The 12140-nt window shown below is 73.9% G+C and carries 12 protein-coding genes; 5 read left to right on the top strand and 7 right to left on the bottom strand.

Annotated elements, in window-relative coordinates:
* Window positions 1–11: 11 nt before the first annotated feature.
* Complete coding sequence (locus Sdi02f_RS26790; protein WP_108934174.1) at window positions 12–1079, bottom strand: ABC-2 transporter permease; 1068 nt, start codon at window positions 1077–1079, stop codon at window positions 12–14.
* Window positions 1080–1090: 11 nt separating this feature from the next.
* Window positions 1091–1693: a Dps family protein gene (locus Sdi02f_RS26795; protein ID WP_030398836.1), complete on the bottom strand. Its 603-nt coding sequence runs from the start codon at window positions 1691–1693 to the stop codon at window positions 1091–1093.
* A 231-nt stretch (window positions 1694–1924) separates the two neighbouring features.
* On the opposite strand from Sdi02f_RS26795, the gene Sdi02f_RS26800 reads away from it, so the two are divergent.
* Both Sdi02f_RS26800 and Sdi02f_RS26805 read left to right on the top strand, forming a co-directional pair.
* A complete protein-coding gene (locus Sdi02f_RS26800; protein ID WP_053639846.1) occupies window positions 1925–3040 on the top strand; it encodes a Gfo/Idh/MocA family protein in 1116 nt (371 codons plus the stop codon).
* Window positions 3041–3167: 127 nt separating this feature from the next.
* Complete coding sequence (locus tag Sdi02f_RS26805) at window positions 3168–3620, top strand: phospholipase (protein WP_030398838.1); 453 nt, start codon at window positions 3168–3170, stop codon at window positions 3618–3620.
* On the opposite strand, the gene Sdi02f_RS26810 is transcribed toward Sdi02f_RS26805, so the two are convergent.
* The 3 genes from Sdi02f_RS26810 to Sdi02f_RS26820 all read right to left on the bottom strand — a co-directional run bounded on the left by Sdi02f_RS26810 (window position 3593) and on the right by Sdi02f_RS26820 (window position 7012).
* Complete coding sequence (locus Sdi02f_RS26810) at window positions 3593–4237, bottom strand: phosphatase PAP2 family protein (protein WP_108934175.1); 645 nt, start codon at window positions 4235–4237, stop codon at window positions 3593–3595. The genes Sdi02f_RS26805 and Sdi02f_RS26810 overlap by 28 nt on opposite strands.
* 174 nt (window positions 4238–4411) lie before the next feature.
* On the bottom strand, window positions 4412–6700 hold the full coding sequence (locus Sdi02f_RS26815; protein ID WP_030398840.1) for a heavy metal translocating P-type ATPase: 2289 nt from the start codon (window positions 6698–6700) through the stop codon (window positions 4412–4414).
* A gap of 78 nt (window positions 6701–6778) precedes the next feature.
* Window positions 6779–7012: a heavy-metal-associated domain-containing protein gene (locus Sdi02f_RS26820; RefSeq protein ID WP_030398841.1), complete on the bottom strand. Its 234-nt coding sequence runs from the start codon at window positions 7010–7012 to the stop codon at window positions 6779–6781.
* A 191-nt stretch (window positions 7013–7203) separates the two neighbouring features.
* Between Sdi02f_RS26820 and Sdi02f_RS26825 the strand changes: the two genes are divergently transcribed.
* Complete coding sequence (locus Sdi02f_RS26825; protein ID WP_031184436.1) at window positions 7204–8145, top strand: DUF8832 domain-containing protein; 942 nt, start codon at window positions 7204–7206, stop codon at window positions 8143–8145.
* 24 nt (window positions 8146–8169) lie between these two features.
* Here Sdi02f_RS26825 and Sdi02f_RS26830 read toward each other — a convergent pair whose 3' ends face one another.
* Window positions 8170–8949: a DeoR/GlpR family DNA-binding transcription regulator gene (locus tag Sdi02f_RS26830; protein WP_030398843.1), complete on the bottom strand. Its 780-nt coding sequence runs from the start codon at window positions 8947–8949 to the stop codon at window positions 8170–8172.
* Window positions 8950–9077: 128 nt separating this feature from the next.
* On the opposite strand from Sdi02f_RS26830, the gene Sdi02f_RS26835 reads away from it, so the two are divergent.
* Window positions 9078–9959, top strand: coding sequence for an SIS domain-containing protein (locus Sdi02f_RS26835; protein WP_031184437.1), 882 nt, complete (start codon window positions 9078–9080; stop codon window positions 9957–9959).
* A 28-nt stretch (window positions 9960–9987) separates the two neighbouring features.
* Window positions 9988–10878, top strand: coding sequence for a class II fructose-bisphosphate aldolase (locus Sdi02f_RS26840; protein ID WP_030398845.1), 891 nt, complete (start codon window positions 9988–9990; stop codon window positions 10876–10878).
* Here the strand turns inward: Sdi02f_RS26840 and Sdi02f_RS26845 are convergent.
* Window positions 10868–12001, bottom strand: a complete 1134-nt coding sequence (locus tag Sdi02f_RS26845) for a methyltransferase (RefSeq protein ID WP_053639891.1) — start codon at window positions 11999–12001, stop codon at window positions 10868–10870. The genes Sdi02f_RS26840 and Sdi02f_RS26845 overlap by 11 nt on opposite strands.
* Window positions 12002–12140 lie beyond the last annotated feature (139 nt).

The following is a 12140-nucleotide window of genomic DNA, read 5'->3' on the forward strand; positions in this document are numbered from 1 at the left end:
CCGGCGGACCGTCAGGACTCGGCGGTCTCGGGCTCGGCCTCCGGCGGCTCCTTCTCCCGCCCGCCGGGGTGCCGGTGCCGCCAGACCCAGAAGACCGTGCAGGACAGCAGCGCCCACCCGGCCAGCACCAGGAAGGGGAACAGGTGCTGGTAGCCCTGGAAGTACACCGCGGTGTGCTGGGCGTTGACCGAGGCCCCGGGCGGCAGCCACCGGCCGATCACCCCGAGCGGTGACGGCAGCAGCGGCCAGGACACCGCCCCGCCGGAGGAGGGGTTGCCGATGATCACCATCAGGCCCCAGGTGGGCAGCATCGCCCAGCGGCCGAACAGGGTGTTGAACATGGTGAAGACCATGCCGGACACGAACATCGTGAGCGCCAGGATGAGCCACGACTCGGCGAACGGCAGGTCCAGCGCGCCCAGCAGCCAGTCCACCGTGGCGGCGATGACGAACCCGCCGAGCAGCGCGTAGGCCGCCGTGAACAGGATGCGCTCGAACGGGGTGAGCGAGCGCGCGTGCACGCTGAGCTGGATCGCCCCCACGAAGCCGATGATCACGGCGGCCAACGAGATGTAGAAGATCGCCAGCCCCCGCGGGTCGCCCCGCTGCAGGGGATTGACGTCCCGCACGGCGACCTGGACGCCGAGCTTCTTCCCCACGGCCGGCGCCGTCTGGGAGAGCAGTTCGGCGACCGAGGCGCCGGACGCGCCGGACACGTCGAGCAGGGCGCTCCGCCCGCCGTCGCGCAGCTCGAAGACCGCGAAGACCTCCTGCTGCTCGATCGCCTCGCGGGCCGCGGCCCGGGTCCGGTACGGATGCACCCGCACCGAGGTGTCCAGCGCCTCCTCCAGTCCGCGGAGGTAGGCCTGGGCGCGCGCCGACTCGTACGAGCCGACCATGGCCGTGGGGATCAGGCGCGGCGTCGGGTTCGCCATCGAGTAGGTGTACGAGCCCGCGAAGAGGCCCGCGGCGGCCGCGAGGATCAGCACCAGGACGGTGGCCGGCCAGAACGGCGACTGCCGGAACGCGGACCACCGCCCGTGCGCCGGGGACTCGGTCTCCTGGGACGTGTGCGCCATGTCCGACGGGGTCAGGAGTGGACCAGCGGCGTGTCCACGAGGTGTTCCGCCACGAACCACGCCTGGAGTTCGTTGGTGCGCACGACCTCGGAGACCAGGAGGTCGTTGGTGCCGTCGTCGCCGTACTCCTGGGTGCGGGCCGCCGCGTCGTGGCACTCGGTGAGGATCAGCTCGTGCGCCTCCAGCAGCCGCGAGAGCATCGAGGGCACCTCCTCCACCCCGTCCGGCGGACGCGGCACGGTGGTGATCTCGGCGACGTGCCGGGGGTCGCCCACCGCGACACCGCCGAGGGTCTGGACGCGTTCGGCGACGGTGTCGATCAGTTCGAGCTGCTCGCCCGCGTGCTTGTCCAGCAGCAGGTGCAGCTGGTAGAACGTCGCCCCCCGCATCAGCCAGTGGTACTTCTTGTACAGGTCGTGCAGGATCCGGGTGTCCGCCAGGACCTTGTTGAGCCGCTGGCAGGAGTAGAGGCGGGTGTCCATGGTCAGGGCCACGGGGAACTGCTTGACGGTGCCGAACTCCTGAATGGTCCGGCCCTTCTGGTGCAGCCAGGGCTGGCTGCCGTCCGACCGCTGGTCCGCGGACGACGGGGGTTTCGGCTTCGGGGAACTCACGCCTGGACTCCTTCCGGAGAGGACTGAAGGACGGACCGGCGCGGTGCGGCCGGCGCCGGTTCCCCCCGCGACAGTCGACCAGCCGTGCGCCGGGCCCGCAAACGGTGGGGGTTGTCCGGGGCATTGCCGTCCGCCTATGGTCGACCCTGTCTGAAAGCGCTTTCTACAGGGTGTAGCGCCGCACGGTACGGCACGGTGCGCGCGTGCGCCCCGCCGTCCGAGGAGGACCGCATGTCCCCACGCCCCGCCCGCCGCCGGGTCGCGGTGATCGGCACCGGTGCCATCGTCACCGGCGGCCATCTGCCCGCTCTCGCCGCTCACGCCGACCGCACCGAACTGGTCGCCGCCGTCGACGTGGACCCGGAGCGGCTCGACGCCTTCCTCGCCGTGGCGCCCGGCGAGGTCGCGGGGTACACGTCGACGGGCGCCATGCTGGACGCCGTACGGCCCGACCTGGTCCTGGTCGGGACGCCGCCGTCGCTGCACCGGGAGCAGACGGTGGCCGCGCTGAAGGCGGGTGCCTGGGTGCTGTGCGAGAAGCCGCTGTGCCTCTCCCTCGCCGAGTACGACGCCGTCGCGGCGGCCGAGGAGGCGTCCGGGGCGTACGCGTCCGTGATCTTCCAGCACCGGTACGGCTCCGGTGCCGCGCACGCCCGCGAGCTGATCGCGAGCGGTGAGCTGGGCGCGCCGCTGGTCGCCCACTGCCAGACGACCTGGCACCGCGACGCCGCGTACTACGCGGTGCCCTGGCGCGGACGCTGGTCCACCGAGGGCGGCGGGCCGACCATGGGGCACGGCATCCACCAGTACGACCTGCTGCTCCATCTGCTCGGCCCCTGGGCGGAGATACGGGCCATGGCCTCGCGGCTGGTGCACGACACCGAGAGCGAGGACGTCTCCACCGCCCTGGTGCGCTTCGAGAGCGGTGCCCTCGCCACTGTCGTCAACAGCGTGCTCTCGCCGGACGAGACGAGCCGGATACGCGTCGACTGCGCCGACGCGACGGTGGAGTTGACGCACCTGTACGGGCATCGCAACGACGACTGGACCTACACTCCGGCCCGGCACGTCGCGGCCGCACGCGCGGCCGCCTGGCGCACTCCCGGAGCCGACGTGCCCAGCTCCCACACGGCGCAGCTCGGTGCCGTGCTGGACGCCTGGGACGCCGGGGTGAGGCCGCCGGGCAGCGGCGTCGAGGCCCGCGCCACGCTGGAGTTCGCCGCGGCCCTGTACAAGGCGGCCTTCACCGGACGGCCGGTGGGCGCCGGTGAGATCGCTTCCGGCGACCCCTTCTACACCGCCATGCACGGCGACCACCCCGACTGGGCGCCCGGAGAGCGCGCTTAGCGCTCGAAAACCCGAGCGTTCACGACGAGTTGGGCCACCGGAGGTGTGAACCGGTGGTCCCGGTGCGCATCATCTTGACATGAACCTGCGGCCCGAGGGGCGGGCCGCGGCCTCATGGAGGTGTGGGATGCACCGCAGACTCGCCACCGGACTCACGGCCGCCGCGCTGGCCGTGACCACCGTCGTCGCCGGCGCCGCGACCGCCGAAGCCGCTCCTTCCGACAAGGCCCAGGTCCTCGCGAACTGGACGCAGACCAGCGCGTCCAGCTACACCGCCTGGAACGCGGCGCGGGCCGACAAGTCCGCCTGGTCCGCCTACGGGTTCGACTGGACCACCGACTACTGCTCCTCCTCGCCGGACAACCCGTTCGGCTTCCCCTTCAGCACCTCCTGCGCCCGGCACGACTTCGGCTATCGCAACTACAAGGCCCTCGGCACCTTCAGCGCCCACAAGTCCCGCCTGGACAGCGCCTTCTACGAGGACCTCAAGCGTGTCTGCGCCGGTTACGGCGGCGCCACCAGGACCGCCTGCAACAGCACGGCGTGGACGTACTACCAGGCCGTGAAGGTGTTCGGCTGACGGGACACCGCCGCCAGCGCGACGGCCCCGCCGGCCACGCCCACAACGGCGCCCGCGGCGACGTCGCCCGGGTAGTGCACGCCGGTGTGGACCCGGGAGTAGCCGACGGCGCCCGCCAGCACGCCGAGCGGTACGGCGGCCTCGGGCAGGACGACGCCGACGGCCGTGGCGAACGCCACCGCCGCGGCCGTGTGCCCCGACGGGAACGACGCCGACGCGGGCATGGGCACGTACCGGTCCACGGTCACCCGTGCCGCCTCCCGGTCCGGCCGCGCCCGGTGCACCAGCCGTTTGCCCAGCAGGTTCGCGGAGGCCGACGCCACGGCGACGGCCCCGATCCCGGCCAGGGCCGCCCGCCGCGCCCGGGCCCCGCCCAGGGAGAGCACGGCCGCGATCCCGAGCGAGATCTTCGAATGGTCCGCCGCGTGGGACAGGCGCCGCAACGCCCGGTCGAGCGTGGGGGTGGACGTGGCGGCCACCGCGGCGTACAGCGCGCCGTCCACGGCACGCAGATCGGCGAGGACGGCCGCGACGGCCCGCCCGCGCGCGGACCCCGGGGCGGGAGCCGGCCCGAGCGGGCCCGGGGTGCGGCCGTCGGCGTCGGTCGGTTCGGTCATGGGCTCCTGCTCCGCGGGGAGAGGGGACCCTGACCATCCTGGTCGCGCCCGGACCGGGCGGCGCGTGGGCGGGGCCCGTCCGGGGGACGGCACGGGGTGCGGCCAGGACCGACCCGGTGCGGAGAACGGCGCGGTGACCGCAGGCCGACCCCTGCCGGAGTCGGCCTGCGGCCCTCACGCCGTACGAGTGGTGGCGGCGGGTCGGCCCGCGGCCCTGAAGCCCCGCAGCCGCAGGCTGTTGCCGACGACGAAGACGGAGGAGAAGGCCATGGCCGCCCCGGCGATCATCGGGTTGAGGAGTCCGGCCGCGGCGAGCGGCAGGGCGGCGACGTTGTAGGCGAAGGCCCAGAACAGGTTGGTCCTGATGGTGCCGAGCGTCCTGCGGGCGAGGCGGATGGCGTCGGCGGCGGCGCGCAGGTCGCCGCGGACCAGGGTGAGGTCGCCCGCCTCGATGGCCGCGTCGGTGCCGGTCCCCATGGCGAGCCCCAGGTCGGCCTGGGCGAGCGCGGCGGCGTCGTTGACCCCGTCGCCGACCATCGCCACCGAACGTCCCTCGCCCTGCAGGCGCTTGACGACGTCGACCTTGTCCTCGGGCATCACCTCCGCGACGACGTGCTCGGCGTCGATGCCGACCTCGCGGGCGACGGAGGCGGCCACCGCCGCGTTGTCACCGGTCAGCAGGACGGGCGTCAGGCCCAGGGCGCGCAGCCGGGCGATCGCCTCGGGGCTGGTCTCCTTCACCGCGTCGGCGACCTCCAGGACCGCGCGGGCCTCGCCGTCCCAGGCGACGGTGATCGCGGTGCGGCCGGCCGTCTCCGCCCCGGCCTTGGCGCGGGCCAGGTCCACGGGCAGTTCCATGGCCCACTCGGCGAGCAGTTGCTCGCGGCCGACCAGGACCGCATGGCCCTCGACCACGCCCTGGACGCCGAGCCCCGGCACGTTGGCGAAGTCCTCGGGGGCGGGCAGCGCACCGACCCGTTCGACGGCTCCCGCGGCCACCGCACGGGCGATCGGGTGCTCCGAGGCGTGCTCCAACGCCCCGGCCAGGCGCAGCACGTCGGCCTCCTCGGTGCCCTCCGCGGTGTGCACGGCGAGCAGCGTCATGCGGCCGGTGGTGACGGTGCCGGTCTTGTCGAGGACGACGGTGTCGACCTTGCGGGTGGACTCCAGGACCTCCGGGCCCTTGATGAGGATGCCGAGCTGCGCACCCCGCCCGGTGCCGACCATGAGCGCGGTCGGAGTGGCCAGGCCCAAGGCGCAGGGGCAGGCGATGATCAGCACGGCGACGGCGGCGGTGAACGCGGCGGCCGGTCCGGAGCCGTTGCCCAGCCAGAAGCCGAGGGTGGCCAGGGCCAGGGCGATGACGACGGGGACGAAGACGGCGGAGATGCGGTCGGCGAGCCGCTGGGCGGCGGCCTTGCCGTTCTGCGCGTCCTCGACCAGCTTCGCCATCCGGGCCAACTGGGTGTCCGCGCCGACCCGCGTCGCCTCGACGACCAGCCGGCCGCCCGCGTTCAGGGTCGCTCCGGTGACCGTGTCGCCCACGCCGACCTCGACCGGGACGGACTCGCCGGTGAGCATCGACGCGTCGACGGCCGAGGTGCCCTCGACGACCGTGCCGTCGGTGGCGATCTTCTCGCCGGGGCGGACCAGGAAGCGGTCCCCGGTCCTGAGCCCGTCGACCGGGATCCGCTCCTCACGGCCCTCCCGCAGTACGGTCACGTCCTTGGCGCCCAGCTCCAGCAGGGCCTTCAGCGCGGCACCGGCCTTGCGCTTGGAGCGGGCCTCGAAGTAGCGCCCGGCGAGGATGAAGGCGGTCACCCCTGCCGCGGCCTCCAGGTAGATGTTCCCGGAGCCGTCGCTGCGGGCGATGGTCAGCTCGAAGGGGTGGGTCATGCCCGCAGTGCCCGCGCTGCCGAGGAACAGCGCCCACAGCGACCACAGGAACGCCGCCGACGTGCCGACCGAGATCAGCGTGTCCATGGTGGCCGCGCCGTGCCGCGCGTTGGTGAAGGCGGCCTTGTGGAACGGCCAGGCGGCGTAGGTGACCACGGGCGCCGCCAGGGTGAGGGACAGCCACTGCCAGTACTCGAACTGCAGCGCCGGCACCATCGCCATCGCGATCACGGGCACCGCCAGCACCACGGCCGTGACCAGCCGCTCCCGCAGGGGCCGCAACGCGTCGGCGGGCTCACCGCCCTGCGCGCCGGGCGCGGGCTCGGCGCGGACCGGCTCGGGTTCCCGGGCCGTGTACCCGGTGGCCTCGACGGTGGCGATCAGCTCCGGGACCGAGACGTCGCCCGCGTAGCTGACCTTGGCCTTCTCCGTCGCGTAGTTGACGGTGGCGGTGACCCCCTCCATCCGGTTGAGCTTCTTCTCGATCCGGGCGGCGCACGAGGCACAGGTCATGCCGCCGATGGCGAGTTCCACCTCGGCTGGTGCGCTGGTCGTACTGGTGGTCATGGCTGCTCCTGATGCGGGGTCGTCGGCCGGGGCCCGGCGTACGGGCCCCGGCGCTGCGGTTCGACGGGGGCGGGTCGGTCAGACGCGGCCGGTCAGCTCGTAGCCGGCCTCGTCGACGACCTCGGCGATCGCGGCGTCGTCCGGCTCGGCGGCGGAGGTGACGGTGACGCGGCCGGTGTCGAGCGCGACGTCGACGCCGGTGACACCCTCCAGTTCGCCGACGACGCGGGTGAGCGTCGCGCTGCAGTGACCGCAGGACATCCCGGCCACGGCGTACGTGGTGGACACGGGGGCGGTGACGTTCGAGGGCATGGCTTCCTCCGGGGGTGAGTGGCGGGTACGGGGCGGGGGTATCCGGCCCCGGTGGGTCCATATATACCCCTAGGGGGTACCGAAGGCAAGTCCTCCCGTCGCTTGACTCAGTACCCCCTAGGGGTATGGTGACGTGCATGGAGAGGCCGCCGTATGAGCCGGAGGCCCGAGCACCCGAGGAGACGACCGCCATGCACACGGGACTGAGGATCACCGCGTTCGCCGCCGCACTGGCCGCGACCTTCGGCACCGCCTACGGCGTGGGCAGGGGCGTGGACCCGATCGTCGCGGAGAGCGGACCCGCGCCGCACGACGAGCACGGCGAGCCGGCGGCGCGGCAGCAGGAGGGCGAGGGGCACGCGGGCCACGACGGCTCCCCGGCCGGCGGCCTGGAGATCTCCGCGAACGGCTACACCCTCGACCTCGCCACCCCGCGCGTCCAGGCCGGTCGGCGCGCCGAACTGCGCTTCACGGTCCGGGACTCGAACGGCGAGGCCGTCACCGCGTACCAGCGCGAGCACGACAAGGAACTGCACCTCGTCCTCGCCTCACGCGACCTCGTCACCTACCGCCACCTGCACCCCACCCGCGCCGCCGACGGCACCTGGAGCACCCCCGTCGACCTCCCCGCGGCGGGCGGCTACCGCGTCTTCGCCGACTTCACCCCGGCGGGCAAGGGTGCGGAGAACCTCACCCTCGGTGCCGACCTCGCCGTCTCCGGCCGCTACGCGCCGGCCCCGCTCCCGGCTCCGGGCGGCACCGTCCGGACCGACGGCTACGAGGTCGAACTCGCCGGCACTCTGCGCACCGGCAGGGCGAGCGAGCTGAAGCTGAAGGTCTCCCGCGCGGGCGAACCCGTCAACGACCTCCAGCCCTACCTGGGTGCCTACGGCCACCTCGTCGCCCTGCGCTCCGGCGACCTCGCCCACCTCCACGTTCACCCCAACGGCGAACCCGGCGACGGAACCACCCGGCCCGGCCCGGAGATCTCCTTCACGGCCACCGCGCCCAGCGACGGCACCTACCGCCTCTTCCTCGACTTCCGGCACCGCGGGGAGGTCCACACCGCGGCGTTCACCGTGCGCGCCGGATCGGCTCCGGGGACGGAGCACGCCGAGGGGCACGGCCACTGACGGCGGCGCCGCCGTGAGGGCCGGTCAGGCCGTCACGACCCCTACCCCGGCCTCCTCGAAGGCCCGCACCAGTTCCGGGTCGGCCGCCCCGTCCGTGACCAGCGTGTCCACCGACTCGGTGGCGCAGATCCGGGCGAACGCCCGCCGGCCCAGCTTGCTGGAGTCGGCGGCCACGACCACCCGCTCGGCGCGCTCGCACAGCAGCCGGTTGATCGCGGCCTCCGCCTCGTCGTGCGCCGCGGCGCCGTGCGCGACGTCGAAGGCGACGACGCCCAGCACCGCCACGTCGAGCGTCACCTGGCCGAGCACCCCGTCCGCGAGCGGCCCGATCAGCTCGTACGACTGGGCCCGGGCCACCCCGCCGGTCACCACGATCTTGAACTGTGGCCGGACGGCCAGCTCGTTGGCGATGTTGAGCGCGTTGGTGACCACGGTCAGCGCGGGGGTGCCGGAGGCCAGGTCGGCGCGCACGGCCAGGGCGCGCGCCACCTCCGTGGTGGTCGTGCCGCCCGTCAGCCCCACCGCCTCGCCGGGCGCCACCAGGGCGGCGACCGCCTGGGCGACGCGCTGCTTCTCCGAGGCCCGGCGGGCTGTCTTGTAGCGCAGCGGCAGTTCGTACGACACCCCGTGGACCACCGCGCCGCCGCGCGTGCGCACGAGCATCTGCTGCTCGGCGAGCCGGTCGAAGTCGCGGCGGATCGTCGCGGCCGAGACCTCCAGCTCGGTCGCCGCCTCCTCGACGTCCAGCCGGCCGCGCTCGACGAGCAGCTCCAGCAGCGCCTTCCAGCGGGCGTCGCGCGACATCCACGCCTCCGTTCCTCGGTCCCCGCCGACCCTAGCGCACCGCACTGTTCCCTCGAATTGCTTGATTGTGCTCGAAAGCTCGCTATATCTTGCAGGAACAATCAGCCTGTGTTCCGGGAGTGTGCGACATGACGTACGTCGAGGACGAGCTCAACAGCCAGCCCGAGTGCTGGACGCGTGCCGCCGAGGAGGCGGCACGCCACACGGCCGCGCTCCCGGCGGCGGGGGAGCGGGTGGCGATCGTCGGATGCGGCACCTCGTACTTCATGGCGCAGTCGGCGGCGGCCCTGCGCGAGGACGCGGGCCTGGGCGAGACGGACGCGTTCGCCGCGTCCGAGTTCCCGCACGGGCGGGCCTACGACCGGGTCGTGGCCCTCACCCGCTCCGGTACCACCACCGAAGTACTGGGCCTGCTCTCCGAGTTGAAGGGCCGCACGCGCACCGTCGCGCTCACCGCCGACCCGCGGACGCCGGTCATGGCCGCCGCCGACGACGTGGTCGTCCTCGACTTCGCCGACGAACGCTCGGTCGTGCAGACGCGGTTCGCCACCACCGCGCTCACGCTGCTCCGCGCCCACCTCGGCCTGCACACGGACGCGGTCGTCGAAGACGCCCGTACCGCACTCGCGGACCCCCTGCCCGAAGGGCTCGTCGAGCGCACCCAGTTCACCTTCCTCGGCCGCGGCTGGACCGTCGGACTGGCCAACGAGGCCGGCCTCAAGATGCGCGAGGCCTCGCTGTCCTGGACCGAGGCCTACCCGGCGATGGAGTACCGGCACGGCCCCATCAGCATCAGCACCGCCGGCACCGCCACCTGGATGTTCGGCGAGGCGCCCGAGGGGCTGGCGGAGCAGGTCCGCGACACCGGCGCGATGTGGGTGCCGGGCGGGCTGGACCCGCTCGCCGAACTGGTGCGCGCCCAGCGGCTCGCCGTCGCCGTCGCCGCCGCGCGCGGACTCGACCCGGACCGCCCGCGCCACCTGACCCGCTCGGTCGTCCTCGCCCCCTGACGCCCCACGCCCGGGAAGGAAACAGACCGTGCCCCTCGCCACCACCGGCGACCTGGTCGGCCGCGCCGCGGCCGGCCGCTGTGCCGTCGCCGCCTTCAACGTCATCACCCTGGAGCACATCGAGGCCGTCGTCGCCGGCGCCGAGTCCGCGCGGACGCCCGTCGTCCTCCAGGTCAGCGAGAACGCCGTGAAGTACCGCTACGGCCGTCTGCTGCCCCTGGCCCGCGCCGCCGTCGCCGCCGCCGAGGGCGCCCGCGTGCCCGTCGCCCTGCACCTCGACCACGTCCAGAGCGACGCCCTGCTGCGCCAGGCACCGGACGCCGGGTTCAGCTCCGTGATGTACGACGCCGCCCGGCTGCCGTACGCCGAGAACCTCGCGGCGACCCGGGCCGCCGCCGACTGGGCACACGCCCACGGGCTGTGGATCGAGGCCGAACTGGGGGAGGTCGGCGGCAAGGACGGCGCCCCGCCGCTCGACGCCCACGCCCCCGGCGCCCGCACCGACCCCGCCGAGGCACGCGCCTACGTCGCCGACTCCGGGGTGGACGCGCTCGCCGTCGCCGTGGGCAGCTCGCACGCCATGACGACGCGCACCGCGGCCCTCGACCACGACCTGCTCAAGGAACTCTCCGGAGCCCTGGACGTGCCGCTCGTGCTGCACGGGTCCTCCGGAGTGCCGGACGGCGAACTCGCCGCGGCCGTCGCGGGCGGCATCGCCAAGGTCAACGTCGGCACCGCGCTGAACATCGCCATGACCGGTGCGATCAGGGAGCACCTGGCCGCCCGGCCCGAGGCGGTCGACTCGCGCGGCTACCTCACCGCGGGGAGGGAGGCCATGGTCCGCACGGTGGCGACGCTCATCCGGGTGGTCGCCCGGACCGCTCCCGCACCGACCCCGCCCCCTCCGGCTACTCCTTGACCGCCTTCAGCACCACGAACTTCCGGTCGCCCGCCACCAGCCGGCTGTTGCCGAACACACGCCGCAGCTTGACGTGGTAGCCCAGGTGCCGGTTGCCGACCACCCACAGTTCGCCGCCGGGGCGCAGCACCCGCCGCGCCCCGGTGAACATCCGCCACGCCGTCGCGTCGGTCGTCGCCTGGTGGGAATGGAACGGCGGGTTGTTCAGCACCAGGCCGGCACTGCCGTCCGGCACCCCGGCCAGCCCGTCGCCCACCCGGAACTCCGCACGTCCCGCGGCCCCGTTGGCCCGGTACGTCGCTTCCGCCGAGGCCACGGCCTGGAACGACTCGTCGGTGAACAGCACCTCGGCGTCCGGATCGGCCAGCGCCACCGCCGTACCGACCACACCGTTGCCGCAGCCCAGGTCCACCACCCGTCCCAGGCCCCCGGTGTCCGGCAGGTGCCGGAGGAAGAAGCGGGTGCCGACGTCGAGGCGGTCGGCGCAGAAGACCCCGGCGTGGTTGACGACGGGGCGCCCGGAGAGCGGCCCCACGTCGTCGGGAAGCCGGTAGATGAGCGGCCAGGGGTTGGCCGGCCGCCTCAGCGCGGGATCGGGCTCGGCGAAGATCAGCCGGGCCTTCTTGACGGCCAGGGACGTCCGGGTCGGCCCGACGATCCGCTCGAACAGGCGGAGCGTCGAGGTGTGGATCTCCTTCACCATCCCGGTGCCGACCACGACCGTCGCCTCGTGCAGCGCGGGCGCCAGCCGCAGCAGCTGGTCCTCCAGCAGCGCCAGGCTCTTCGGCACCCGCACCAGCAGGACGTCGACGCGGTCCGGCGGCGGGTCCTGCGTGGTGAGCAGGCGCACCGAGGCCGGCTCGACACCGGCGCGCCGCAGGTTGGCCCGCGTCGCCTCCCGGGCGAGGTACGAATCGGTGATCTGCACCGGCCGGTGCGCCGCCAGCGCCGTCACCAGCGCTCCCCAGCGGTCGCCGACGACCACGACCGTGCCGTCGAGCGGGACCTCCCGCTCCGCGAGGTGCCCCAGCAGGTACTCGTCGGACGCGTCCCAGGCACGGAGCCGGTCACGCGGGTCCTCGGGGTGGCGCGAGAGCACGTGCTCGCCCCAGGGCGTGGTCATGCGGTCGTCGCGGTCGTCGCGGTCGGGGCGGTCGTGCATGCGGCGGTCGCTGGAGCTGCGGTCGCTCGGGCTGCGGTCGTTCATCGTGTGCCCAGGCTAGCCGAGCCACGGCCCGGTGCCGGTCGCGCCCGGTGGGGCA

The sequence above is a fragment of the Streptomyces ardesiacus genome (assembly GCF_003112575.1).
Classification (GTDB): Bacteria; Actinomycetota; Actinomycetes; order Streptomycetales; family Streptomycetaceae; genus Streptomyces; species Streptomyces ardesiacus.

Coding starts and splice junctions, on each gene's coding strand:
- Sdi02f_RS26790 (WP_108934174.1), bottom strand. CDS start 1,079: ATGGCGCACACGTCCCAGGAGACCGAGTCCCCGGCGCACGGGCGGTGG.
- Sdi02f_RS26800 (WP_053639846.1), top strand. CDS start 1,925: ATGTCCCCACGCCCCGCCCGCCGCCGGGTCGCGGTGATCGGCACCGGT.
- Sdi02f_RS26805 (WP_030398838.1), top strand. CDS start 3,168: ATGCACCGCAGACTCGCCACCGGACTCACGGCCGCCGCGCTGGCCGTG.
- Sdi02f_RS26810 (WP_108934175.1), bottom strand. CDS start 4,237: ATGACCGAACCGACCGACGCCGACGGCCGCACCCCGGGCCCGCTCGGG.
- Sdi02f_RS26815 (WP_030398840.1), bottom strand. CDS start 6,700: ATGACCACCAGTACGACCAGCGCACCAGCCGAGGTGGAACTCGCCATC.
- Sdi02f_RS26820 (WP_030398841.1), bottom strand. CDS start 7,012: ATGCCCTCGAACGTCACCGCCCCCGTGTCCACCACGTACGCCGTGGCC.
- Sdi02f_RS26825 (WP_031184436.1), top strand. CDS start 7,204: ATGCACACGGGACTGAGGATCACCGCGTTCGCCGCCGCACTGGCCGCG.
- Sdi02f_RS26830 (WP_030398843.1), bottom strand. CDS start 8,949: ATGTCGCGCGACGCCCGCTGGAAGGCGCTGCTGGAGCTGCTCGTCGAG.
- Sdi02f_RS26835 (WP_031184437.1), top strand. CDS start 9,078: ATGACGTACGTCGAGGACGAGCTCAACAGCCAGCCCGAGTGCTGGACG.
- Sdi02f_RS26845 (WP_053639891.1), bottom strand. CDS start 12,001: ATGACCACGCCCTGGGGCGAGCACGTGCTCTCGCGCCACCCCGAGGAC.